This is a genomic window from Enterobacter chengduensis (assembly GCF_001984825.2).
Taxonomy (GTDB): Bacteria; Pseudomonadota; Gammaproteobacteria; order Enterobacterales; family Enterobacteriaceae; genus Enterobacter; species Enterobacter chengduensis.
The window spans coordinates 905,978-929,508 of the sequence record NZ_CP043318.1 but is presented as its reverse complement, the minus strand read 5'-3'; the positions used below and the strand labels follow the sequence as shown (position 1 = coordinate 929,508).

Here is a 23,531-nt window from a genome sequence, read left to right as displayed (position 1 = left end):
AGAAAAAAAGCGTGAGAGGTGGGAGGAATGAAAATAAAAAAATACCCCTCACCCCCAGCCCCTCTCCCCACAGGGGCGAGGGGGGGTTATATTCCCTCTACCCTTTGGGGAGAGGGCCAGGGTGAGGGGTTGGTTTTTATACCGCGGTCTGGAAGATAACCCCGTCGGCCTTCTCGGTATACTGAGAAAGCTGGTCGAAGTTCAGATAGCGATAGGTATCCACCGCCGTCTTATCTACCTGAGCCACAAAGGTCTGGTACTCTTCCGGCGTTGGCAGTTTGCCAATCAGCGCGGCAACCGCCGCCAGCTCCGCAGAAGCCAGGAAGACGTTCGCACCGGTACCTAAACGGTTCGGGAAGTTACGGGTCGAGGTGGAGACCACCGTCGCACCGTCGGCTACGCGCGCCTGGTTACCCATGCACAGGGAGCAGCCAGGAATTTCGATGCGGGCACCGCTCTTACCAAACACGCTGTAGTAGCCTTCTTCCGTCAGCTGCGCGGCATCCATACGGGTTGGCGGCGCCACCCACAGGCGGGTCGGCAGCTGGCCCTTGTGGGTATCCAGCAGTTTGCCGGCCGCACGGAAGTGACCAATGTTGGTCATGCAGGAACCGATGAACACTTCGTCGATCTTCTCGCCCTGAACCTCAGACAGCGGACGCGCGTCGTCCGGATCGTTCGGTGCACACAGGATCGGCTCTTTGATATCCGCCAGATCGATGTCGATCACCGCCGCGTACTCTGCGTCAGCGTCGGCTTCCAGCAGCTGCGGATCGGCCAGCCATTTTTCCATACCCTGAATACGACGCTCCAGCGTGCGACGGTCGCCGTAGCCTTCTGCAATCATCCACTTCAGCAGCACGATGTTAGAGTTCAGATACTCAATAATCGGCTCTTTGTTCAGCTTGATGGTGCAGCCCGCGGCGGAACGCTCGGCGGAGGCGTCGGTCAGCTCGAACGCCTGCTCCACTTTCAGGTCCGGCAGACCTTCAATTTCCAGAATGCGGCCAGAGAAGATGTTTTTCTTCCCTTTCTTCTCAACGGTCAGCAGGCCCTGTTTAATCGCATACAGCGGGATAGCGTGAACCAGGTCGCGCAGGGTGATACCCGGCTGCATTTTACCTTTGAAGCGCACCAGCACCGATTCCGGCATATCCAGCGGCATCACGCCGGTCGCCGCAGCAAACGCCACCAGACCGGAGCCCGCCGGGAAGGAAATCCCGATAGGGAAACGGGTATGGGAGTCACCGCCGGTACCCACGGTATCCGGCAGCAGCATGCGGTTCAGCCAGGAGTGGATAACGCCGTCACCCGGACGCAGGGAAACGCCACCGCGGTTCATGATGAAGTCTGGCAGCGTGTGGTGCGTGGTCACGTCAACCGGCTTCGGATACGCCGCGGTGTGGCAGAAGGACTGCATGACCAGGTCGGAAGAGAAGCCCAGGCACGCCAGGTCTTTCAGTTCGTCACGGGTCATTGGGCCGGTGGTGTCCTGAGAGCCCACGGAGGTCATCTTCGGCTCGCAGTACGCGCCAGGACGAACGCCCGCAACGCCGCACGCGCGACCCACCATTTTCTGCGCCAGCGAATAACCGCGGTTGCTTTCCGCGACGTCTTTCGCCTGACGGAAAACGTCCGAGTGCGGCAGACCGAGCGCTTCACGCGCCTTGGTGGTCAGGCCACGACCGATGATCAGCGGAATACGGCCACCCGCACGCACTTCATCGACCAGCACGTCGGTTTTCAGCTCGAAGCTTGCCAGCAGCTCGTTGGTGTCGTGGTTACGTACTTCACCCTTGAACGGGTAAACGTCAATCACGTCGCCCATGTTCAGGTTGCTCACGTCCACCTCGATTGGCAGCGCGCCCGCATCTTCCATGGTGTTGAAGAAGATTGGCGCAATTTTGCCGCCGAGGCACAGGCCGCCGCCGCGCTTGTTCGGCACGTGCGGAATGTCGTCGCCCATGAACCACAGCACGGAGTTGGTCGCGGACTTACGGGAAGAACCGGTACCCACAACGTCACCCACGTAGGCCAGCGGGAAACCTTTTTTCTGCAGGGCTTCGATCTGTTTGATCGGACCCACCACGCCCGGCTGATCCGGCTCAATGCCTTCGCGGGCGTTTTTCAGCATCGCCAGAGCGTGCAGAGGAATATCCGGGCGAGACCACGCGTCCGGCGCCGGAGAGAGGTCGTCGGTGTTGGTTTCACCGGTCACTTTGAAGACGGTAACGGTGATTTTCTCAGCAAGCTGGGGACGGTTCAGGAACCATTCGGCATCCGCCCAGGACTGCATCACCTGCTTCGCGTAGACGTTGCCTGCTTTGGCTTTTTCTTCTACATCGTAGAAGTTATCGAACATCAGCAGCGTGGAAGAGAGCGCTTTAGCGGCAATCGGTGCCAGCTTGTCGTTATCCAGCGCGTCAATCAGCGGATGAATGTTATAACCACCCTGCATGGTGCCGAGCAGTTCAATGGCTTTTTCAGGAGTGACCAGTGGGGAGGTGGCTTCGCCTTTGGCGATAGCGGCAAGGAATCCGGCTTTTACGTAGGCAGCTTCATCTACGCCAGGCGGTACGCGGTTGATCAACAGATCTAACAGGAATTCTTCTTCGCCCTTAGGCGGGTTCTTCAGCAGCTCGACGAGCGCGGCCATTTGGGTTGCATCTAAAGGTTTGGGTACAATTCCCTCGGCGGCACGTTCTGCTACGTGCTTACGGTATTCTTCTAGCACGACGGTTCTCCTCGCTCTCATTGTCATATGCGGCGGGCGTTCTCTTCACGCTCCTGTGAGACAGCAGTTTGTAGGGTAAATGCCCGATACCGCGTCGGGCAGCATAGCAGGATTTCTGCACAGTGTTAATCCGTTTACAAAAAAGCAACATTAAAAAATTTGCTGAATCGTTAAGCATGGTGTAGCAGGGATTTAGGGCAGCATTTTGCCGTTTCTGCTGCACCGTAACGCTTCAGTTTTTTCGTCATCGGATATAATTGCGTAATAAATACTCACACTCTTTATCCGGACGTGCCGGACGCTTCCCAATAAAAGTCAAAACAGTCAAAGACGGGTGAATAATACTCACGCCAACCGTAACGCCTCACGGCACAGCGCTTGTCTCGTTGGAGTCATTTTATGAAGTTGTCCTTTAAGCCACATCTGCTCGTCCTTCTGTGCAGTGCCGGGCTGTTTGCCGCCTCAGGCGTCATGTTTGTCAAAGGCCGCGCGACGGAGCCCGCAGCGCCGGCAGCGGCCGCTCAACAGCCGGCTGCACCAGCGCCTGCCGCAGCCCAGCCCGCCCCGGTCGCCGCGCCAACGTATACGGCCGCGCAAATCGATCAGTGGGTTGCCCCCATTGCGCTCTACCCTGACGCCCTGCTGTCACAAATTCTGATGGCCGCAACTTACCCAGCCAACGTGATCCAGGCGGCGCAGTGGTCCAAAGACAACCCCAAAATGGAAGGGGACGCCGCGATCCAGGCCGTTGCGGGCCAGCCGTGGGATCCGAGCGTAAAATCGCTGGTCGCGTTTCCTCAGCTGATGTCGCTGATGGGGGAAAACCCGCCGTGGGTGCAAAATCTGGGTGATGCGTTTCTCGCGCAGCCGAAAGACGTGATGGATTCCGTGCAACGCCTGCGCGCGCTGGCACAGAAGACCGGCGCGCTGCAATCCACGCCTCAGCAGAAGGTCACCACCGTGACAAAACCGGCGCCGGCGAAAACCAGCACCAGCGAGACAACGACAGCGACGACGTCCGCGCCCGCCCCAACGGTAATCAAAATTGAATCTGCCGACCCGCAGGTGATTTACGTCCCCACCTATAACCCCAATACGGTTTACGGAACCTGGCCAAACACCGCCTATCCGCCCACCTATCTTCCGCCAACGCCCTGGGAGCAGTTTGGCAACAGCTTCGTCAACGGTTTAGGCTTCAGCCTGGGCGTCGCCACAACCTATGCCATTTTCAGCAACATCGACTGGGATGATGACGATGACTGGGATCACCACCATGGCGACTGGGATAATCACGGCGGCTATAACCGCAACGGCGATAACAATATCAATATCAACGTTCAGAACTTCAATAAAATCAGCGGACAGCGCCTGACGGACGCCAACCGCACCTGGCAGCACAACCCGGCCTATCGGGAAGGCGTGCCCTATCCCACTAACCAGCTCAACACCCGCTTCCACTCAACCAGCGCGGCGACCGGGCTAAGCTCAGCGCAGCAAACACCGGTTAACCGGGATAGCCAGCGTCAGGCTGCGCTGAGCCAGATGGAGAAATCCACGGGCAAAACCTTCCCGCAAACGGCGCGCAGCGGAACGAGAGACGCGCAGCGTCAGGCCTCAAGCGAACAGCTGAAGCAGATTTCGCAGCGCAATAACTACCGTGGCTACGACACCAAACCGCAGACGGCGAAGCGAAGTACCGCGCAGCGACAAGAGAAACGCGCGTCGCAGCCCGCGCAGCAACGCCCTCTTCAGCAGCGAAACAGTCAGCCCCGGGCCAATGCGCTGAGCGGCAACGACAGCCGCTCCGCGAACTGGCAGGCGCAGCAGCAGCGCGGTGCGCAAAGCAGACAGCTCGCCGCTCGCCAGCAGCAGATGCGTCAGGCGTCTGGTGGACGCGTTGAGCGCCGTGAAATTCGACATCGCTAAGGGAACCGACATGAAAAGTAAACTACTCAGTGGAATAGCGTTGTTCGTGCTTTCGGCCTCGGTGATGGCGCAGCAGTCCTTTAGTACGCCAGACCAGGCAACCGATGCGCTGGCTAAAGCCATCAGTGAGCAAAATGGGCGCGCGATGAGCAACCTGCTTGGAGAGAACTGGCGCGATTTTCTGCCGCCGGAAGGCGTTGATCCGGACGCCGTCGATCGCTTCCTGCGCGACTGGAAAGTCCGTCACAACACGGTTGTCGAAGGCGATACGGCGCATCTTGTCGTCGGAGACAGCGGCTGGCAGCTCCCCATTCCGGTGATCAAAACCGCTGCCGGCTGGGCGTTTGATATTAAAGAAGGGGCGGAAGAGATCCTGACCCGCGAAATCGGGCGTAACGAGCTCGCCGCCATTGAAGCCCTACATGCCTATGTTGATGCGCAGCAAAGCTACTTTGCGATGAACCAGCAATACGCGCAGAAGATTGTCAGCTCGCAGGGGAAAAAGGACGGCCTGTACTGGCCCGCCTCACCCGGCGAAGCGCCCAGCCCGCTCGGACCGGCATTTAGCCCGAGCGTGCCGGGTACCGGCTATCACGGCTATCGCTTTCGGATCCTGCCGGATAATCACGGTTTCGCGATGGTTGCCTGGCCGGTTAGCTACGGCCAGACGGGCGTCATGAGCTTTGTGGTAAATCAGGATGACAAGGTGTATCAGTCCGATCTTGGCAGCGATTCCGAGCAGAAAGCCCGGGCAATGACCGCCTATAGTCCTGATAAAAGCTGGCAGCCTGTGGTCCCCTAACGCCATTTTGCAGGCCGGGTAAGGCGAAGCCGCCACCCGGCTGTTTTACTTACAGAATATTTGCCACCGATTTCGCCAGCTGCGCTTCCAGAACCGGTTTCGCTTCTTCGAACTTCAGATTGACCTTGTTAGCATTCGATACCACGCGGGTCTGATACTTCGCGCGATCGCCCTGCTCGGAGCTGGTTTGCAGCTTCACGCCGGACGTCCCCTGGCGCAGCGCCGCAATGTTATCGGTGGTGACTTTCGCTTTGCTACGCTCAGAGATCTGCAGGTCGGTAACCATGGTGTAGTTCACGTCTTCCACCATCGCATCCGCCGCCATCCCGATCAGGCCTGCCGCCAGCCCCACGCCCAGCGCGGCGCCGGAAGAGTTGCTGTTGTAGGCAGTGATACCGGCCCCTAGCGCGGCGCCCACGGCGGCACCTTCATAGCCAGTTTTCAGGTAGCCCTGAGACTCGCGGAGGTCCATTTTATCGGCTTTGAGGACGTTAGCCTGAACCCAGTAGTATGCGCCGTCAGGTGAGCTGGTGACCTTGTACCCTTTGGCACTCAGATCGTTTGCCAGCAGCGTCTGGAGGTTGCTCATGTCTTTATCGGAGGTGTTTTTTACCTGAATGTAGACCGTTTTTTCACTGGATGGCTCAAGCCAGATGGTTTCGCTCATCTGGGTTTTCACTTCCAGGTTGCGCTTTTTCACGGCTGTCGTCATTGCGCCACATCCGGTCAGCGTCATAACTGACGCCAGTAAGCCAATTCCCACAATTTTCTTAAAAGACATGCTTTTTCCTTTTTTCGTGTAATTAAAAGTCCAGAACCCCTGAACCGCGCAGCCAGTAGCCACACAACGGTGAAAAAAGTATCGGCAGAAGAAGGGAAATTTTTAGCGGAAATATCAATGAGATGACTACCAATTCGGGTAGTTTCCGGGCAAAAAAAAACGCCTCCGGGGAGGCGTTTAGCAATCGAAAGAAGCTTATTTCTTCTTCGCTTTCGCGTTTGGCAGGTCGGTGATGCTGCCTTCAAACACTTCTGCCGCCAGGCCCACGGACTCGTGCAGAGTCGGGTGAGCGTGGATGGTCAGCGCGATGTCTTCCGCGTCACAGCCCATTTCGATCGCCAGACCGATTTCACCCAGCAGCTCGCCGCCGTTGGTGCCGACAATCGCACCACCGATCACGCGGTGAGTCTCTTTGTCGAAGATCAGTTTGGTCATACCGTCTGCGCAGTCGGAAGCGATAGCACGGCCAGAAGCAGCCCACGGGAAGGTGGCGGTTTCGTAGCTGATGCCTTTCTCTTTCGCTTCTTTCTCGGTCAGACCCACCCATGCCACTTCTGGCTCGGTGTACGCGATAGATGGAATGACTTTCGGATCGAAGTAGTGCTTCATGCCGGCAATAACTTCAGCGGCAACGTGACCTTCGTGAACGCCTTTGTGCGCCAGCATTGGCTGACCGACGATATCGCCGATAGCAAAGATGTGCGGCACGTTGGTGCGCAGCTGTTTATCAACGCGGATGAAGCCACGGTCGTCCACTTCCACGCCGGCTTTGCCCGCGTCGAGGTTTTTACCGTTCGGCACGCGGCCGATAGCCACCAGCACGGCGTCGTAACGCTGTGGTTCGGACGGGGCTTTTTTGCCTTCCATGGAAACGTAAATACCGTCTTCTTTCGCTTCAACGGCAGTTACTTTGGTTTCCAGCATCAGGTTGAATTTCTTGCTGATGCGCTTGGTGAAGACCTTAACGATGTCTTTATCGGCAGCCGGGATAACCTGGTCGAACATTTCAACCACGTCGATCTCTGAACCCAGCGCATGGTACACGGTACCCATTTCCAGACCGATGATACCGCCGCCCATAACCAGCAGGCGCTTAGGAACGGTTTTCAGCTCCAGGGCATCGGTGGAATCCCACACGCGCGGATCTTCATGCGGAATGAAAGGCAGTTCGATTGGGCGAGAGCCTGCCGCGATGATCGCGTTGTCGAAGTTGATCACGGTTTTGCCGTTTTCGCCATCCACTTCCAGGGTGTTCGCACCGGTGAATTTACCCAGACCGTTTACCACTTTCACCTTACGGCCTTTGGCCATACCCGCCAGACCGCCGGTCAGCTGAGTGATAACTTTCTCTTTCCAGGTACGAATTTTGTCGATATCGGTTTTCGGCTCGCCGAAGACGATACCGTGTTCTGCCAGCGCTTTGGCTTCTTCGATCACTTTCGCGACGTGCAGCAGCGCTTTAGAAGGGATACAGCCGACGTTCAGACAAACACCGCCGAGGGTGCTGTAACGTTCTACGATGACGGTTTCCAGACCTAAATCCGCGGCGCGGAATGCTGCGGAATAACCTGCCGGGCCTGCCCCAAGTACTACGACCTGAGTTTTGATTTCTGTGCTCATCATGACCTCTTAATTTATACCCGTCGTCCACCGGGTCGTTCTATCCGCCCGCATTTTACAAAATTGTTAACAATTTTGAAACAACAAACGGCTCATGAATTTTTGCTTACGCCAGTAACTTCAATAACACCATGAGGTTACCAGAAAAAAGCCGGCCGACTGGCCGGCTTTTCGATTACATCACCAGGCGGCGAATGTCGCTCAGCATGTTGTTGATGATGGTGATGAAGCGCGCACCATCAGCACCGTCGATCACGCGGTGGTCGAAGGACAGAGAGATTGGCATCATCAGACGCGGCATGAACTCTTTGCCATTCCACACCGGCTCCATGGCGGACTTGGACACGCCAAGGATCGCCACTTCCGGCGCGTTAACAATCGGCGCGAAGTGGGTGGTACCCAGGCCGCCGATGCTGGAGATCGTGAAGCAGCCGCCCTGCATTTCGCCGGCAGTCAGCTTACCATCACGCGCTTTCTTGGAGATCACGGTCAGTTCGCGGGACAGCTCGGTGATGCTCTTCTTGTTCACGTCCTTGAAGACCGGAACAACCAGACCATTTGGCGTATCAACCGCAACACCGATGTTGATGTATTTCTTCAGCGTCAGCTTCTGGCCGTCTTCGGACAGGGAGCTGTTGAAGCGTGGCATCTGCTCAAGTGCAGCGGCAACGGCCTTCATGATGAAGACCACTGGGGTGAATTTCACGTCCAGCTTGCGCTTCTCGGCTTCGGCGTTCTGCTGTTTACGGAACGCTTCCAGATCGGTGATATCGGTTTTGTCGAAGTGCGTAACGTGCGGGATCATCACCCAGTTACGGCTCAGGTTAGCACCAGAGATTTTCTGGATGCGGCCCAGCTCCACTTCTTCGATTTCGCCGAACTTGCTGAAGTCGACTTTCGGCCATGGCAGCATGCCCGGGATACCGCCACCGGCGGCTGCAGCTGGTGCAGCTTCGGCGCGTTTCACCGCGTCTTTCACGTAGGTCTGAACGTCTTCGCGCAGGATACGACCCTTACGGCCGGTCCCTTTCACTTTCGCCAGGTTCACACCGAACTCGCGCGCCAGGCGGCGAATCAGCGGAGTCGCGTGGACGTAAGCGTCGTTTTCAGCGAACTCAGATTTGCCTTCCGCTTTCGCAGCAGGGGCAGCAGCTGGTTTAGCAGCCTGAGCCGGTGCAGCAGCCGGTGCCGGCGCAGCCGCGGCCGCCGGAGCAGCGGCAGGCGCAGCGCCTTCCACTTCGAAGACCATGATCAGAGAGCCGGTAGACACTTTGTCGCCGGTGCTGATTTTGATCTCTTTAACGGTACCGGCGAACGGCGCTGGGACTTCCATAGAAGCCTTGTCGCCTTCAACGGTGATCAGTGACTGCTCAGCGGCAACTTTATCGCCCACTTTCACCATCACTTCGGTCACTTCAACTTCGTCACCGCCGATGTCAGGCACGTTCACGTCTTTCGCACCGCCAGCCGCAGCTGGAGCAGCGGCAGGTGCCGGAGCAGCCGCCTGAGCCGGGGCAGCAGCAGGTGCAGCACCCGCCACTTCGAAGACCATAATCAGGGAGCCAGTAGACACTTTGTCGCCGGTGTTGATCTTGATCTCTTTAACGGTACCCGCGAACGGCGCCGGCACTTCCATAGAGGCTTTGTCGCCTTCTACGGTGATCAGCGACTGCTCGGCCGCAACGGTATCGCCCACTTTCACCAGGATCTCAGTGACTTCAACTTCGTCACCGCCGATGTCAGGCACGTTAACTTCTTTCGCTGCCGCGGCAGCTGCAGGAGCAGCGGCGGCCGGAGCGGCTTCTTTCTTCTCTTCCTGCGCAGGTGCAGCAACTGCTGCACCGTCGGCGGAATCGAAAATCATGATCAGTTTGCCGGTCTCGGTTTTATCGCCAACGGAGACTTTGATCTCTTTAACGATGCCAGCCTGAGGAGACGGGACTTCCATAGAGGCTTTGTCGCCTTCTACGGTGATCAGCGACTGTTCAGCTTCAACTTTGTCGCCTACTTTGACCAGGATCTCGGTGATTTCAACTTCATCAGCCCCGATGTCCGGTACATTGATTTCGATAGCCATTATTCTTTTACCTCTTACGCCAGACGCGGGTTAACTTTTTCTGCATCGATGTTGAATTTGGTGATTGCGTCCGCAACCACTTTCTTATCGATTTCGCCACGTTTAGCCAGTTCGCCCAGTGCTGCTACAACCACGTAAGAAGCATCAACTTCGAAGTGGTGACGCAGGTTTTCGCGGCTGTCAGAACGACCGAAGCCGTCAGTACCCAGTACGCGATAATCATCAGCTGGAACGTAAGTACGAACCTGCTCAGCGAACAGTTTCATATAGTCAGTAGACGCCACCGCTGGCGCGTCGTTCATCACCTGAGCGATGTACGGAACGCGTGGGGTTTCCAGCGGGTGCAGCATGTTCCAGCGCTCACAATCCTGGCCATCACGCGCCAGTTCGGTGAAGGAAGTCACAGAGTACACGTCGGAACCCACGCCGTAGTCGTTCGCCAGGATCTGCGCGGCTTCACGCACGTGACGCAGGATAGAGCCGGAGCCCAGCAGCTGAACTTTACCTTTGCTACCTTCAATGGTTTCGAGCTTGTAGATACCTTTACGGATACCTTCCTCGGCACCTGCTGGCATGGCCGGCATGTGGTAGTTTTCGTTCAGGGTGGTGATGTAGTAGTAAATGTTCTCTTGCGCTTCACCGTACATGCGCTGCAGACCGTCATGCATGATGACTGCCACTTCGTACGCGTAAGACGGGTCGTAAGAGATACAGTTAGGGATAGTCAGAGACTGAATGTGGCTGTGACCATCTTCGTGCTGCAGCCCTTCACCGTTCAGGGTCGTACGACCGGACGTACCGCCTACCAGGAAGCCGCGAGCCTGCTGGTCGCCTGCCTGCCAGCACAGGTCACCGATACGCTGGAACCCGAACATGGAGTAGTAGATGTAGAACGGGATCATCGGCAGGTTGTTGGTGCTGTAAGAGGTCGCAGCAGCCAGCCAGGATGCGCCTGCGCCCAGCTCGTTGATACCTTCCTGCAGGATCTGACCTTTCTCGTCTTCTTTGTAGTAGGCAACCTGCTCACGGTCCTGCGGGGTGTACTGCTGGCCGTTCGGGCTGTAGATACCGATCTGACGGAACAGACCTTCCATACCGAAAGTACGCGCTTCGTCGGCGATGATTGGCACCAGGCGATCTTTGATCGACTTGTTCTTCAGCATCACGTTCAGGGCACGAACGAAAGCGATAGTGGTGGAGATCTCTTTGTTCTGCTCTTCCAGCAGCTGAGAGAAGTCTTCCAGCGCTGGCAGTTCCAGCTTCTCGGTGAAGTTAGGCTGGCGAGCTGGCAGGTAGCCTTTCAGCGCCTGACGACGTTCGTGCAGGTACTTGTGCTCTTCAGAACCTTCCGGGAAGGTGATGTAAGAGAGGTTTTCTACCTGCTCATCGGTCACTGGAACGTTGAAACGGTCGCGGATATAACGCACGCCGTCCATGTTCATTTTCTTAACCTGGTGCGCGATGTTTTTACCTTCTGCGGTATCACCCATGCCGTAACCTTTGATGGTATGGGCCAGGATCACAGTCGCTTTACCTTTGGTTTCCTGCGCTTTTTTCAGTGCAGCGTAAACTTTCTTCGGATCGTGACCACCGCGGTTCAGGGCCCAGATCTGCTCGTCAGTCCAGTCTGCAACCAGCGCTGCGGTTTCAGGGTATTTGCCGAAGAAGTGCTCACGCACGTAGGCACCGTCTTTGGATTTGAAGGTCTGGTAGTCGCCGTCAACGGTTTCGTTCATCAGCTGGATCAGCTTACCGCTGGTGTCTTTACGCAGCAGCTCATCCCAACGACCGCCCCACATGACTTTGATTACGTTCCAGCCAGCACCGGCGAAGATGCCTTCCAGTTCGTTGATGATCTTGCCGTTACCGGTTACCGGACCATCCAGACGCTGCAGGTTACAGTTGATGATGAAGCACAGGTTGTCCAGCTTCTCACGGGTGGCGATGGTGATCGCACCTTTAGATTCTGGCTCATCCATTTCGCCGTCGCCCAGGAAGGCGTAAACGGTCTGCTCGGAGGTGTCTTTCAGACCACGGTGTTCCAGATACTTCAGGAATTTCGCCTGGTAGATCGCACCGATTGGACCCAGACCCATAGATACGGTCGGGAACTGCCAGAATTCAGGCATCAGTTTAGGGTGCGGGTAAGAAGACAGACCTTTACCGTGAACTTCCTGACGGAAGTTGTTCATCTGCTCTTCAGTCAGACGACCTTCCAGGAATGCGCGTGCATAGATGCCCGGAGAGATGTGGCCCTGGAAGTATACCAGATCGCCGCCGTCTTTCTCGTTCGCTGCACGGAAGAAGTGGTTGAAGCACACTTCGTAAACGGTCGCAGAAGACTGGAAGGACGCCATGTGGCCACCCAGCTCCAGGTCTTTCTTGGACGCGCGCAGAACGGTCATGATGGCGTTCCAGCGGATAGCTGAACGGATACGACGTTCCAGATCCAGATTGCCCGGGTATTCCGGTTCGTCTTCGACGGCAATCGTGTTTACGTAGTTGCTAGCCCCTGCACCTGAAGCTACCTTCACGCCGCCTTTGCGGGCTTCAGAAAGCAGCTGATCAATCAGATACTGAGCGCGCTCAACACCTTCTTCACGGATGACCGATTCGATCGCCTGTAGCCAGTCGCGAGTTTCGATCGGATCCACGTCATTTTGGAGACGTTCTGACATGGGGGTATTCCTTATCTATCTAATACGTTGATTTGTCTGGAACCTGTCCCATTGTATTTTCGTCAGAAAACACAATAAGACAGGTTCTGCGTTTAGTTGCCGCGCTCTAAAAGTACCTGGCGCTTAATCCTTTCGTTGCTGTATGCGGCGTAATGAACGTTCGCGACGCGATTGTTCACGGCTGCGGTCCAGCAAGATTTCCTCAATGAAAGCCAGGTGACGGTGCGACGCTTCGCGCGCCTGCTCCGGTTCCCCGGCCATTATCGCCTCGAATATTCGGGTGCGATGGTTGCTTACCAGTGGGAGCATCTCCCGACGGGCATACAACAATTCAAAATTCTGACGAACGTTCTGGGCCAGCATCGGCTCCATGCAGCGTAGCAGATGGAGGAGCACCACGTTGTGGGCTGCTTCGGTGACGGCGATTTGATACTGGACGACGGCGCTGGACTCGGCGTCTAAATCGCCGGACTGCTGTGCCCGTTCAATGGCCTGATGCAGTTCGCGTATGCGCACGCGATCTTCATCAGTGCTGCGAAGGGCGGCGTAATAGGCCGCAATACCTTCAAGCGCGTGACGGGTCTCAAGCAGGTCAAACTGGGATTCTGGGTGGTCAGAGAGAAGTTCTACCAGCGGATCGCTGAAGCTCTGCCACAGGCTGTTTTGCACAAAGGTTCCGCCGCCCTGGCGACGAAGCAGCAAGCCCTTTGCTTCGAGACGTTGAATCGCCTCACGCAGAGAGGGACGTGAAACGTCGAACTGTTTTGCCAGCTCGCGTTCTGGCGGAAGTTTCTCACCCGGGCGCAGAGTCCCTTCGAGGATTAAAAACTCCAGCTGCTGCTCAATCACATCAGATAGTTTTGGTTGGCGAATTTTGCTGTAGGCCATATTCCCTGTCTTACGCCTTTTTGCCCGGAGTCAATTGGTCTTACCAATTTCTATTTCGTATCGCTAAAGTAACAAAGTATTCACCTTCTGTCCATATTGGTTTTGATTGAAATCAGTAAACCCTGCACATTTTAACAACCTTACAGAAATAACGTTTCAGAAATGTAACTTTGCACAAATGAGTTGATTACTCACAAAGAGGGAGTTTTAACCATAATGAAACGAGGGTTTTTGCAATCTGAAGCGATTCAACAGGGCAAATAATGAAAATTCGCCCACTTACGGCGCATTTCTATTCTATAGGTTGGGTGAGGAACAACGAGCGGGCCGATTTACAAATGCTTTCTTTTTATTCAAGTCGTCATCACCCCTTCATAAAGCAGGTGCATTCGCAGGCGCTTACCACTATTCTTGCGCTTACGGAAGTCATCTCCGCTTTTTTCGGTCTCGTTTACCGTAAAGAAATAAATACAGAATATGGATTTTCATAATTACACACGCTCAGCGTGAACATAACAACCACACACGAGGTTTCAAATGGAAGCTCAACAGCACGGCGATCAGCTAAAGCGCGGGCTTAAAAACCGCCATATACAGCTCATCGCACTGGGCGGTGCGATTGGTACCGGCCTGTTTCTGGGCAGCGCATCCGTTATCCAGTCTGCCGGTCCGGGCATTATTTTGGGTTACGCGATTGCGGGTTTCATTGCTTTTCTGATCATGCGCCAGCTGGGCGAAATGGTAGTGGAAGAGCCGGTCGCGGGCTCCTTTAGCCACTTTGCCTATAAGTACTGGGGCAGCTTTGCCGGCTTCGCCTCGGGCTGGAACTACTGGGTGCTGTACGTTCTGGTTGCCATGGCCGAACTGACCGCCGTCGGGAAGTATATTCAGTTCTGGTATCCCGAGATCCCAACCTGGGCTTCTGCTGCAGCCTTCTTCGTCATTATCAACGCCATTAACCTGACCAACGTAAAAGTGTTCGGCGAGATGGAGTTCTGGTTTGCCATCATCAAGGTTATTGCCGTGGTGGCGATGATTATCTTCGGCGGCTGGCTGCTGTTCAGCGGCAACGGCGGCCCGCAGGCCACCGTGCGCAACCTCTGGGAACAGGGCGGCTTCCTGCCGCACGGCATGACGGGCCTGGTGATGATGATGGCCATTATCATGTTCTCCTTCGGCGGTCTGGAGCTGGTGGGTATCACCGCCGCAGAAGCCGACAACCCGGAGCAGAGCATTCCAAAGGCCACGAACCAGGTTATCTACCGCATCCTGATCTTCTATGTGGGCTCGCTGGCCGTCCTGCTCTCCCTGCTGCCGTGGACGCGCGTGACCGCTGACACCAGCCCGTTTGTCCTGATCTTCCACGAGCTGGGCGACACCTTTGTGGCTAACGCCCTGAACATCGTGGTGCTGACCGCGGCGCTCTCCGTTTATAACAGCTGCGTTTACTGCAACAGCCGCATGCTGTTCGGCCTGGCCCAGCAGGGCAACGCGCCAAAAGCGTTGCTCAACGTCGATAAGCGCGGCGTGCCGGTCAATACTATTCTCGTTTCGGCGGTCGTGACCGCCCTGTGCGTGCTGATTAACTATATGGCTCCCGAGTCGGCGTTTGGCCTGCTGATGGCGCTGGTGGTCTCTGCCCTGGTCATCAACTGGGCGATGATCAGCCTGGCGCACATCAAGTTCCGCCGCGCAAAACAGCAGCAGGGCGTCACCACCCGCTTCCCTGCCCTGCTTTATCCGCTGGGCAACTGGATCTGCCTGCTGTTTATGGCGGCGGTGCTGGTGATCATGCTGATCACGCCGGGTATGGCGATTTCCGTCTACCTGATCCCGGTCTGGATTGCGATCCTGGGCGTGGGCTATCTCTTCAGTCAAAAAAGCCGTAAGGCCATGAAGGCCCACTAAGCCTCTCTGCGCGGCGCCTGCTTTCGCGGGTGCCGCGCGTTGTTACCTCCCTCACACTTTCATTCCTACAGCGTTTTTATCCATATCACCGCCCCGATACTGCAACGCATATATCCCTTTGCCAGCAAATAATTCTCTCCATACCGAAACCCGGAGAGCAGGCTATGGATAACGCTAAACTGTCAGTGAAAGAAAAGATCGGCTATGGGATGGGCGATGCAGGTTGCAACATCATCTTTGGCGCCATCATGCTGTTTGTTAACTATTTTTATACGGATATTTTTGGCCTTGCCCCTGCGCTGGTCGGCGTGCTGCTGCTGTCTGTCCGCGTGATTGACGCCGTAACGGACCCGATCATGGGCGCGATTGCCGACCGCACCCGCAGCAAATATGGTCGGTTTCGTCCATGGCTGCTGTGGATCGCCTTCCCCTATGCGCTGTTTAGCATCCTGATGTTCACCACGCCGGAGTGGAGCTATAACAGCAAAGTTATCTATGCGTTTGTCACCTACTTCCTGCTGTCGCTGACCTACACGGCGATTAATATTCCCTACTGCTCGCTGGGCGGGGTGATCACCAACGACCCGAAAGAGCGCGTCGCCTGCCAGTCGTATCGCTTCGTGCTGGTCGGCATCGCCACGCTGCTGCTCTCATTAACGCTGCTGCCGATGGCCGACTGGTTTGGCGGGGAGAACAAAGCCAGAGGCTACCAGATGGCAATGACCGTGCTGGCGCTGATTGGGACCTGTATGTTCCTGTTCTGCTTCGCCACCGTGCGCGAACGCGTGCGCCCGGCGGTGCAGACCCACGACGAGCTGAAAAACGATCTAAAAGACGTGTGGAAAAACGATCAGTGGGTGCGCATTCTGCTGCTAACGCTGTGCAACGTCTGTCCGGGCTTTATCCGCATGGCGGCCACCATGTATTACGTCACCTGGGTAATGGGCCAGAGCACACACTTCGCCACCCTGTTTATCAGCTTGGGGGTCATCGGCATGATGTTTGGCAGCGTGCTGGCAAAAGTGCTAACCGACCGCTGGTGTAAGCTGAAGGTCTTCTTCTGGACCAATATCGTGCTGGCGATTTTCTCAACCGCCTTTTATTTCTTCGACCCGAAAGCCACCGTCACCATCGTGGTGCTCTACGTCCTGCTGAACGTTCTGCACCAGATCCCGTCTCCGCTGCACTGGTCGCTGATGGCCGACGTGGACGACTACGGCGAGTGGAAAACCGGAAAACGCATCACCGGGATCAGCTTCTCCGGCAACATCTTCTTCCTCAAGCTGGGGCTGGCGATTGCCGGGGCGATGGTCGGCTTCCTGCTCTCCTGGTACGGCTACGACGCGGGCGCAAAAGCGCAAAGCGCGGAGGCCATTAACGGGATCGTGCTGCTCTTCACCGTCATTCCCGGCGTTGGATACTTAATTACCGCGGGCGTGGTGCGTCTGCTGAAGGTGGACCGCGAAACCATGAAGATGATCCAGTCCGATCTGGAGAAGCGCCGCGCCAACTACCGCGAGCTGAACGCTTATCAGGAACTCAAAGCCGCAGAGACAAAATAAGGAAAGTTGCATGCAAACCTGGCCAAACCCGTTTATTGAACAACGCGCCGACCCGTACATTTTACATCACGCGGGGCAGTACTACTTTATCGCCTCCGTGCCGGAGTACGACAGGCTGGCTATCCGCCGTGCTGACTCGCTGGAGGGCTTGCGCAGCGCCGAAGAGGTGGTGGTCTGGCGTAAACCCGACGACGGCCCCATGAGCCAGCTTATCTGGGCCCCGGAACTGCACCACATCGACGGGAAGTGGTACATCTATTTTGCCGCGACGCACACCCAGGCGCTCGACGCGCTCGGGATGTTCCAGCACCGCATGTTTGCCATTGAATGTGCCGAAAGCGATCCGCTCACCGGCACGTGGGTGGAAAAAGGCCAGATAAAAACGCCGTTCGACACCTTCGCCCTGGACGCCACCACCTTTGTGCATCAGGACAAGCGCTGGTACCTGTGGGCGCAAAAGGCGCCGGATATCTCAGGTAACTCCAACCTTTACCTGTGCGAAATGGCGAACCCATGGACGCTCAAAGGCGAGCCGGTGATGCTCAGCAAGCCGGAGCATGACTGGGAGTGTCGCGGTTTTTGGGTTAACGAAGGCCCGGCGGTGCTGTTTCACGGCGATAAGCTGTTTATCAGCTATTCCGCGAGCGCCACCGACGAGAACTACTGCATGGGGCTGCTGTGGATTGACCTGACAGCCGATCCGCAAAACCCAGCGAACTGGCACAAATCTCCGCGTCCGGTATTCGCCACCAGTTACGAAAACCGCCAGTACGGGCCGGGACACAATAGCTTCACGCAAACGCCGGAAGGGGAAGATGTGCTGGTGTATCACGCGCGGAACTACACCGAAATTGAGGGCGATCCGCTGTACGATCCGAACCGTCATACCCGCCTGAAGCGGGTCCGCTGGGACGAAAACGGGATGCCTGATTTCGGCATCCCGCCTGCGGATTCGCTTTAATCTTTACGGCGCGCTGGCCTACACCAGCGTGCCGTAAATGGTCAGCAGCGCCACAACAACCACCACCACAAACGAGGTTTTCTTTGCCATTGAAACCGCCGCTTTTGGCGTTTCAATCTTGTCGGTATGCGGCTCGCGCGCCAGCGAGAACTGCGCCAGGCGCGTGAGTACCTGGTACTGCGACGTATGGCGATCGCCGAGCGAAGCGAACCATGCGGGCAGCGCTTTTTCACCGTGCCCAATGAGCGCGTACACCACGCCCACCAGACGCACCGGTAGCCAGTCGAGCACGTGCAGGATGGCATCGATGCCGGAGAGCAAACGCTCATGCGGCGTCAGATAGCGGGCAAGCCAGGTCTGCCAGGCGCGCAGGAAGGCATACCCCATCAGCAACACCGGCCCCCACGGGCCGCCCACCACAAACCAGAACAGCGGCGCCAGGTAGTAACGGAAGTTAATCCACAGCAGCGCGTTCTGCAGCTCGCGCAGAAACTCGCGTTCGTCGCAGTCCGGCGGCACGCCGTGGATCATCGTCAGCTCGCTCGCCATGGCGCCGCGCGCGTGGGCATCGTCACGGGAGGCGGCCTTCAGGTAGGCGTGATAGTGCAAACGCACCTTGCCCGCACCAATGCACAGCACCCCAAGCAGGATCCACACCACCAGCAGCGGCACGTTGAAAAAGAGTCCGTACAGCGCGCGCAGCAGCAGGAAGGTAATCACCATCACACCTGCCATCATCAGCAGCGTGCGCAGCATCGAAAAGTGCTTAATCCGGCGGAATAACACCTCCAGCCGGTGATCCAGATGCCAGTGCTCGCCGAGCTTGAACAGGCGTTCGGCAATGATAACCAGCAGCATGGTAAACAACGTCATGGTATCTCCTTATTCTGACGACGCGGTGAGCATGGCGCGAAAGCGGGGCCAGTCAAAGGCCGGGCCGGGATCGGTTTTTCTCGCCGGGGCAATATCACTGTGTCCCGTAATATTGTCGGCAATGGCCGGGTAGCGTCGGATAAGCGTGCGGGTCAGAGCCGCTAGCTGCTGATACTGCGCATCGGTGTAAGGCGTGGTATCCGTGCCTTCCAGCTCGATGCCGATAGAAAAATCATTGCACCGTTCGCGCCCGTGATACATCGACACCCCGGCATGCCAGGCGCGTTTATCAAAGGGAACATACTGAATCACTTCACCGTCGCGACGAATCAGACAGTGAGCCGACACGCGCAGATGGGCAATCTCAGCAAAGAAAGGATGGGCATCGGGATCTATCGTTCCCGTGAATAACGCATCGATCCACGGGCCGCCAAACTCACCCGGCGGGAGACTAATATTATGAACCACCAGCAGTGTGGGCTTTTCATCCTCCGGGCGGCAATCGTGGTGCGGCGAAGGCACATGCCGCGCGTCCACCAGCCATCCGTTTTCTAACAACATGCTGGAACTCCTTATGTATGGTGCTGTTACTCGGTTCAGAGTAGCATGTTTCAATATTATGATTCGTTACCAATTTGGAGTTTTATCATGCCGCCTCGCCGCTACAACCCCGACCACCGACGTGAAGCGCTTCTGGAACGTATTACTATGGATATTCCGGCAAGCGTTGCCCATGCTTTGAAAGAAGATCTGGGCGGTGACGTGAATGCCGACAATGATATTACCGCACAATTGTTGCCGAAAGAGACGCGCTCGCACGCGGTCATTATCACCCGCGAAGAGGGCGTTTTTTGCGGCAAGCGCTGGGTTGAAGAGGTGTTCACGCAGCTGGCGGGCGATGACGTGCAGGTAACATGGCACGTGGAGGACGGCGATACCGTCACGCCAAACCAGCCGCTGTTTGAGCTGGACGGCCCTTCCCGCGTCCTGCTGACCGGCGAACGCACCGCGCTCAATTTTGTACAGACGCTTTCTGGCGTGGCCAGTGAAGTGCGTCGCTACGCTGACCTGCTGGCCGGTACCCGTACCCAGCTGCTGGATACCCGCAAAACGCTGCCGGGCCTGCGCACGGCCCTGAAGTATGCGGTCCTCTGCGGGGGTGGCGCAAACCATCGTCTGGGCTTATCCGACGCCTTCCTGATTAAAGAGAACCACATTATTGCCTCTGGCTCCGTGCGTCAGGCGGTGGAGAAAGCCTTCTGGCTGCATCCGGACGTGCCCGTTGAGGTGGAAGTCGAAAGCCTTGAAGAACTTGAGCAGGCGATTAAGGCCGGGGCCGATATCATCATGCTCGATAACTTCGAAACAGAGCAGATGCGCGAGGCGGTAAAACTGACAAACGGCCGGGCCCGGCTTGAAGTGTCCGGGAACGTCACATTCGACACGATCCGTGAGTTTGCCGAAACCGGCGTGGATTACATCTCCGTCGGCGCGCTGACAAAGCACGTTCGCGCCCTCGACCTCTCAATGCGCTTCAAATAGCGCCTTCTCCCCTCTCCGCCCGGAGAGGGGAAATTCAGCCCCGCTCGCAAATCCGCTGTTCTTCGCTGCAACCCTCAAAAATTTCTCTGAAGCCCCCTTCCCGTTCCCTTTTTTGCCCCTCGTCTCTGCTTTTTTCCGCTGACAAAGTAGCGCCACTTTGCAAAAGGAGCGGATATGGACAGACAACAAGGATTCACACTTATTGAGCTGATGGTGGTCATCGGCATTATTGCGATTCTGAGCGCCATCGGCGTTCCCGCCTATCAGAACTACCTGCGCAAGGCAGCACTCACCGATATGCTGCAAACCTTCGTTCCCTACCGCACGGCCATTGAGCTTTGCGCGCTGGACCATGGTGGCGTGGCGAGCTGCGATGCGGGCAGCAACGGCATTCCGTCCCCCACGACCACACGCTACGTTTCAGGAATGAGCGTGGCGAAAGGGATCGTGACCTTAACGGGACAGGAGAGTCTTAGCGGGCTTGAGGTGGTCATGACGCCACAGTGGAACGACGGCAACGGGATGACGGGCTGGATGCGTGACTGCAATACCAGTGCTGACAGCGCCCTGAAGCAGGCCTGCGAAGACGTTTTCCGCTTCGACACTAACTGAGGTGCGGACAATGAATACCGACCAGCTCGTCGCGCTTTGCCAGCGCCATCACGCTCTGCTGCTTACCAGCGACGGGGACAAAGTGAGCATTGCCGTCGTGGGCACCCCCGCGACTGAACTCATGGAGGCGCTGCGCTTCGCGACCCAGAAACGGATCGATATTGAGTGCTGGAGCGCTGAACGCATGGAAAAACACCGGCAGCTAACGTCGCAAGCGCATCTGCCCGTCGTTTCACAGGCACGCTCCGCGGTGGATATCCTCAACCACACGCTGCAGCAGGCGATCAACCAACGCGCCTCCGACATTCACATCGAACCGATGGAGCACGCATGCCAGATCCGTTTACGCATCGACGGCGTACTTTGCCCGCAGCCTCCGCTATCCGCCTCGCTGGCCAGCCTGTTCAGCGCGCGCTTAAAGTGCTGGGTAACCTGGATATTGCAGAACGTCGTTTGCCTCAGGACGGTCAGTTTACGATTGAGCTGGCCAACGAGCCGGTCTCGTTTCGGATCGCGACGCTTCCCTGCAGCGGCGGCGAGAAAATCGTGCTGCGTCTTCTGCATCAGGTTCAGCAGGCCCTTGAGCCAAAAGCGCTTGGCATGAGTGCTGAACAGCTGGCCAGGTTTAATGAGGTGCTTCACCAGCCGCAGGGGCTGATTCTGGTCACTGGCCCTACCGGCAGCGGCAAAACCGTGACGCTGTACAGCGCGCTGCAGGCGCGAAATACCCCAGACGTCAACATCTGCAGCGTGGAGGATCCCATTGAGATCCCCCTTGCGGGATTAAACCAGACGCAGATTAATCCTCGGGCGGGCTTAACCTTCCAGAGCGTGCTCCGGGCGCTGCTGCGTCAGGATCCAGACATCATTATGGTCGGCGAAATCCGTGACGGAGAAACGGCAGACATTGCCATCAATGCCGCCCAGACCGGACATCTGGTGTTGTCGACCCTGCACACCAACTCGACGACGGAAACCCTGATTCGCCTGGAACAGATGGGCGTCGCGCGATGGATGATATCTTCCGCGCTGTCGATGGTCATTGCCCAGCGGCTGGTCCGGCGTCTGTGCCCACACTGTCGCCGGGAAGCCAGCGAGCAGGCTCAATTACCGCGCGCCGTGTGGTCCAGACCGCTTCCGCGCTGGCAGCCGACCGGCTGCGATCGTTGCTATCACGGTTTTTATGGCCGCGTGGCCATTTTTGAAGTACTCACAATCGACAGCGCCCTGCGGCAGGCGATTGCCAGCGGGGCGGGAACAGAAGTGATAGAGGCAAGCGCCCGGCAGGCGGGAATGCTTTCTCTTTTTGAGCACGGCTGCATGGCCGTCGAACAAGGGCTAACCACGCTCGAAGAGCTGGTGCGCGTTCTGGGAATGCCAAATGGCGTCTAATCTGCTCTGGCGCTGGCGAGCGCTCACCAAAGAGGGAGAATCCCGAAGCGGGACACTCTGGGCCACAGACCGCAATGCGGCCTGCATCTGGCTGATGCATAACGATCTTCATCCTCTGACCCTGACCCGATGTGCTCAGCGACACCGCTGGCGGCCACATCACTGCTACGAGATGTTTCGCCAGCTCGCAACCCTTCTGCAGGCCGGGCTAACATTAGCCCACAGCCTGCAGATGCTGGCAGAGCAACATCCGTTAAGGCCGTGGCAGGCGCTGCTGCAAAGCATTGCCGATGAGCTCAGCGAGGGAGCCCCCTTTTCTGAACTGCTAAAAAAATGGCCTGCGGTGTTTAGCCCACTGCATGTCTCGATGGTGAAAACCGGTGAGCTCACGGGCAAGCTGGAGGCGTGCTGTCGCCAGCTCGCTGAGCAGCAAAAAGCGCAGCAGCAGCTCAGTGCAAAAGTGAAAAAGGCGCTGCGCTACCCGGCGATCGTCCTGACGCTGGCCGTGCTCGTGGTGCTGGCGATGGTCACCCTGGTCTTGCCCGAGTTTGCTGCGATCTACAAAACGTTTAACACACCGCTCCCGATGCTGACGCAGATGGTCATGGGGATGGCCGAATTTATGCGGTCATATGCCCTCGCATTGTTCGCCGCGTTGTTAGTCCCCGCAGCCGCGGCCTGGTCTTTGCGGCAGAATCCGCGCTGGCAGCGCATGCTGATGCATACGCCGGTGATGGGCGAACTGGCAAAAGGTCAAAAGCTGGGGCACATCTTTACCGTCCTGTCACTCACGCAGCAGGCCGGCATCCCCTTTTTACAGGGCCTTGAGAGCGCGGAGGAGACCGTGGAAAGTCGTTACTGGCGGGGAATACTCGCAGGCGTTCGTGAGGACATTGAGAAAGGACACCCGGTCTGGTCATCCTTTCAGAAAGCGGCCATCTTTACCCCGCTCTGTATTCAGCTTTTACGAACCGGCGAAATGTCGGGCGCGCTGGACATCATGCTGGCAAACCTCGCCCGGCATCACACGGAACAGACCTTTCAGCGGGCAGATAGCCTGGCGGCACTTCTGGAACCCATACTTCTGATTGTGACGGGGGTCATCATCGGCACGCTGGTGGTGGCAATGTACCTGCCTATTTTCCATCTGGGGGATGCGATGAGTGCGGGATGAC

17 protein-coding genes and 1 pseudogene are annotated in these 23,531 nt (G+C 57.0%); 10 read left to right on the top strand and 8 right to left on the bottom strand.

Annotated elements, in window-relative coordinates; genetic code table 11:
* Positions 1-136: 136 nt before the first annotated feature.
* Complete coding sequence (gene acnB, locus FY206_RS04450; RefSeq protein ID WP_032644088.1) at positions 137-2,734, bottom strand: bifunctional aconitate hydratase 2/2-methylisocitrate dehydratase; 2,598 nt, start codon at positions 2,732-2,734, stop codon at positions 137-139.
* Between the two features lie 399 nt (positions 2,735-3,133).
* Here acnB and FY206_RS04445 point away from each other — a divergent pair, with 399 nt between their 5' ends.
* Positions 3,134-4,660 (top strand): DUF3300 domain-containing protein, encoded by a 1,527-nt coding sequence (locus FY206_RS04445; protein ID WP_032644087.1) that lies wholly within the window; start codon positions 3,134-3,136, stop codon positions 4,658-4,660.
* A gap of 10 nt (positions 4,661-4,670) precedes the next feature.
* A complete protein-coding gene (locus tag FY206_RS04440; RefSeq protein ID WP_032644086.1) occupies positions 4,671-5,462 on the top strand; it encodes a DUF2950 family protein in 792 nt (263 codons plus the stop codon).
* 49 nt (positions 5,463-5,511) lie between these two features.
* Here the strand turns inward: FY206_RS04440 and traT are convergent, their stop codons facing one another.
* From traT to pdhR, 5 genes are all read right to left on the bottom strand, one after another.
* On the bottom strand, positions 5,512-6,243 hold the full coding sequence (traT, locus tag FY206_RS04435; RefSeq protein ID WP_077064276.1) for a conjugal transfer complement resistance protein TraT: 732 nt from the start codon (positions 6,241-6,243) through the stop codon (positions 5,512-5,514).
* A gap of 195 nt (positions 6,244-6,438) precedes the next feature.
* Positions 6,439-7,863 (bottom strand): dihydrolipoyl dehydrogenase, encoded by a 1,425-nt coding sequence (lpdA, locus tag FY206_RS04430; RefSeq protein ID WP_032644085.1) that lies wholly within the window; start codon positions 7,861-7,863, stop codon positions 6,439-6,441.
* 175 nt (positions 7,864-8,038) lie between these two features.
* On the bottom strand, positions 8,039-9,940 hold the full coding sequence (gene aceF, locus FY206_RS04425; RefSeq protein ID WP_032644084.1) for a pyruvate dehydrogenase complex dihydrolipoyllysine-residue acetyltransferase: 1,902 nt from the start codon (positions 9,938-9,940) through the stop codon (positions 8,039-8,041).
* A 14-nt stretch (positions 9,941-9,954) separates the two neighbouring features.
* Positions 9,955-12,618, bottom strand: a complete 2,664-nt coding sequence (gene aceE, locus FY206_RS04420; protein WP_032644083.1) for a pyruvate dehydrogenase (acetyl-transferring), homodimeric type — start codon at positions 12,616-12,618, stop codon at positions 9,955-9,957.
* Positions 12,619-12,741: 123 nt separating this feature from the next.
* On the bottom strand, positions 12,742-13,506 hold the full coding sequence (pdhR, locus tag FY206_RS04415; protein WP_014882565.1) for a pyruvate dehydrogenase complex transcriptional repressor PdhR: 765 nt from the start codon (positions 13,504-13,506) through the stop codon (positions 12,742-12,744).
* 263 nt (positions 13,507-13,769) lie between these two features.
* On the opposite strand from pdhR, the gene FY206_RS04410 reads away from it, so the two are divergent.
* The 4 genes from FY206_RS04410 (at position 13,770) to FY206_RS04395 (ending at position 17,937) form a co-directional block, all read left to right on the top strand.
* On the top strand, positions 13,770-13,997 hold the full coding sequence (locus FY206_RS04410) for a hypothetical protein (protein WP_080283038.1): 228 nt from the start codon (positions 13,770-13,772) through the stop codon (positions 13,995-13,997).
* 46 nt (positions 13,998-14,043) lie between these two features.
* A complete protein-coding gene (aroP, locus tag FY206_RS04405) occupies positions 14,044-15,414 on the top strand; it encodes an aromatic amino acid transporter AroP (RefSeq protein WP_032644082.1) in 1,371 nt (456 codons plus the stop codon).
* Between the two features lie 164 nt (positions 15,415-15,578).
* The gene (locus FY206_RS04400) at positions 15,579-16,976 is read left to right on the top strand and encodes a glycoside-pentoside-hexuronide (GPH):cation symporter (protein ID WP_077064277.1); all 1,398 of its coding nucleotides are present in this window, start codon (positions 15,579-15,581) and stop codon (positions 16,974-16,976) included.
* Positions 16,977-16,986: 10 nt separating this feature from the next.
* Positions 16,987-17,937, top strand: a complete 951-nt coding sequence (locus FY206_RS04395; RefSeq protein WP_032644080.1) for a glycoside hydrolase family 43 protein — start codon at positions 16,987-16,989, stop codon at positions 17,935-17,937.
* Positions 17,938-17,955: 18 nt separating this feature from the next.
* Here the strand turns inward: FY206_RS04395 and ampE are convergent, their stop codons facing one another.
* On the bottom strand, positions 17,956-18,810 hold the full coding sequence (gene ampE, locus FY206_RS04390) for a beta-lactamase regulator AmpE (protein WP_032644079.1): 855 nt from the start codon (positions 18,808-18,810) through the stop codon (positions 17,956-17,958).
* Between the two features lie 9 nt (positions 18,811-18,819).
* Entirely contained in the window at positions 18,820-19,371 is a 552-nt protein-coding gene (ampD, locus tag FY206_RS04385) for a 1,6-anhydro-N-acetylmuramyl-L-alanine amidase AmpD (protein ID WP_032644078.1), read from the bottom strand.
* Positions 19,372-19,458: 87 nt separating this feature from the next.
* Between ampD and nadC the strand changes: the two genes are divergently transcribed.
* The 4 genes and pseudogenes from nadC to hofC all read left to right on the top strand — a co-directional run bounded on the left by nadC (position 19,459) and on the right by hofC (position 23,530).
* Positions 19,459-20,352: a carboxylating nicotinate-nucleotide diphosphorylase gene (nadC, locus tag FY206_RS04380; protein ID WP_032644077.1), complete on the top strand. Its 894-nt coding sequence runs from the start codon at positions 19,459-19,461 to the stop codon at positions 20,350-20,352.
* A 174-nt stretch (positions 20,353-20,526) separates the two neighbouring features.
* The gene (gene ppdD / locus FY206_RS04375; RefSeq protein WP_032644076.1) at positions 20,527-20,964 is read left to right on the top strand and encodes a prepilin peptidase-dependent pilin; all 438 of its coding nucleotides are present in this window, start codon (positions 20,527-20,529) and stop codon (positions 20,962-20,964) included.
* 10 nt (positions 20,965-20,974) lie between these two features.
* Positions 20,975-22,356 (top strand): annotated as a pseudogene (gene gspE, locus FY206_RS04370) (type II secretion system protein GspE).
* Complete coding sequence (gene hofC, locus FY206_RS04365; RefSeq protein WP_032644075.1) at positions 22,346-23,530, top strand: protein transport protein HofC; 1,185 nt, start codon at positions 22,346-22,348, stop codon at positions 23,528-23,530. The pseudogene gspE and the gene hofC overlap by 11 nt, the downstream one beginning before the upstream one ends.
* The last annotated feature ends 1 nt before the right edge of the window (position 23,531 follow it).

Coding starts and splice junctions, on each gene's coding strand:
- FY206_RS04445 (WP_032644087.1), top strand. CDS start 3,134: ATGAAGTTGTCCTTTAAGCCACATCTGCTCGTCCTTCTGTGCAGTGCC.
- FY206_RS04440 (WP_032644086.1), top strand. CDS start 4,671: ATGAAAAGTAAACTACTCAGTGGAATAGCGTTGTTCGTGCTTTCGGCC.
- traT (WP_077064276.1), bottom strand. CDS start 6,243: ATGTCTTTTAAGAAAATTGTGGGAATTGGCTTACTGGCGTCAGTTATG.
- lpdA (WP_032644085.1), bottom strand. CDS start 7,863: ATGAGCACAGAAATCAAAACTCAGGTCGTAGTACTTGGGGCAGGCCCG.
- aceF (WP_032644084.1), bottom strand. CDS start 9,940: ATGGCTATCGAAATCAATGTACCGGACATCGGGGCTGATGAAGTTGAA.
- aceE (WP_032644083.1), bottom strand. CDS start 12,618: ATGTCAGAACGTCTCCAAAATGACGTGGATCCGATCGAAACTCGCGAC.
- pdhR (WP_014882565.1), bottom strand. CDS start 13,506: ATGGCCTACAGCAAAATTCGCCAACCAAAACTATCTGATGTGATTGAG.
- FY206_RS04410 (WP_080283038.1), top strand. CDS start 13,770: ATGAAAATTCGCCCACTTACGGCGCATTTCTATTCTATAGGTTGGGTG.
- aroP (WP_032644082.1), top strand. CDS start 14,044: ATGGAAGCTCAACAGCACGGCGATCAGCTAAAGCGCGGGCTTAAAAAC.
- FY206_RS04400 (WP_077064277.1), top strand. CDS start 15,579: ATGGATAACGCTAAACTGTCAGTGAAAGAAAAGATCGGCTATGGGATG.
- FY206_RS04395 (WP_032644080.1), top strand. CDS start 16,987: ATGCAAACCTGGCCAAACCCGTTTATTGAACAACGCGCCGACCCGTAC.
- ampE (WP_032644079.1), bottom strand. CDS start 18,810: ATGACGTTGTTTACCATGCTGCTGGTTATCATTGCCGAACGCCTGTTC.
- ampD (WP_032644078.1), bottom strand. CDS start 19,371: ATGTTGTTAGAAAACGGATGGCTGGTGGACGCGCGGCATGTGCCTTCG.
- nadC (WP_032644077.1), top strand. CDS start 19,459: ATGCCGCCTCGCCGCTACAACCCCGACCACCGACGTGAAGCGCTTCTG.
- ppdD (WP_032644076.1), top strand. CDS start 20,527: ATGGACAGACAACAAGGATTCACACTTATTGAGCTGATGGTGGTCATC.
- hofC (WP_032644075.1), top strand. CDS start 22,346: ATGGCGTCTAATCTGCTCTGGCGCTGGCGAGCGCTCACCAAAGAGGGA.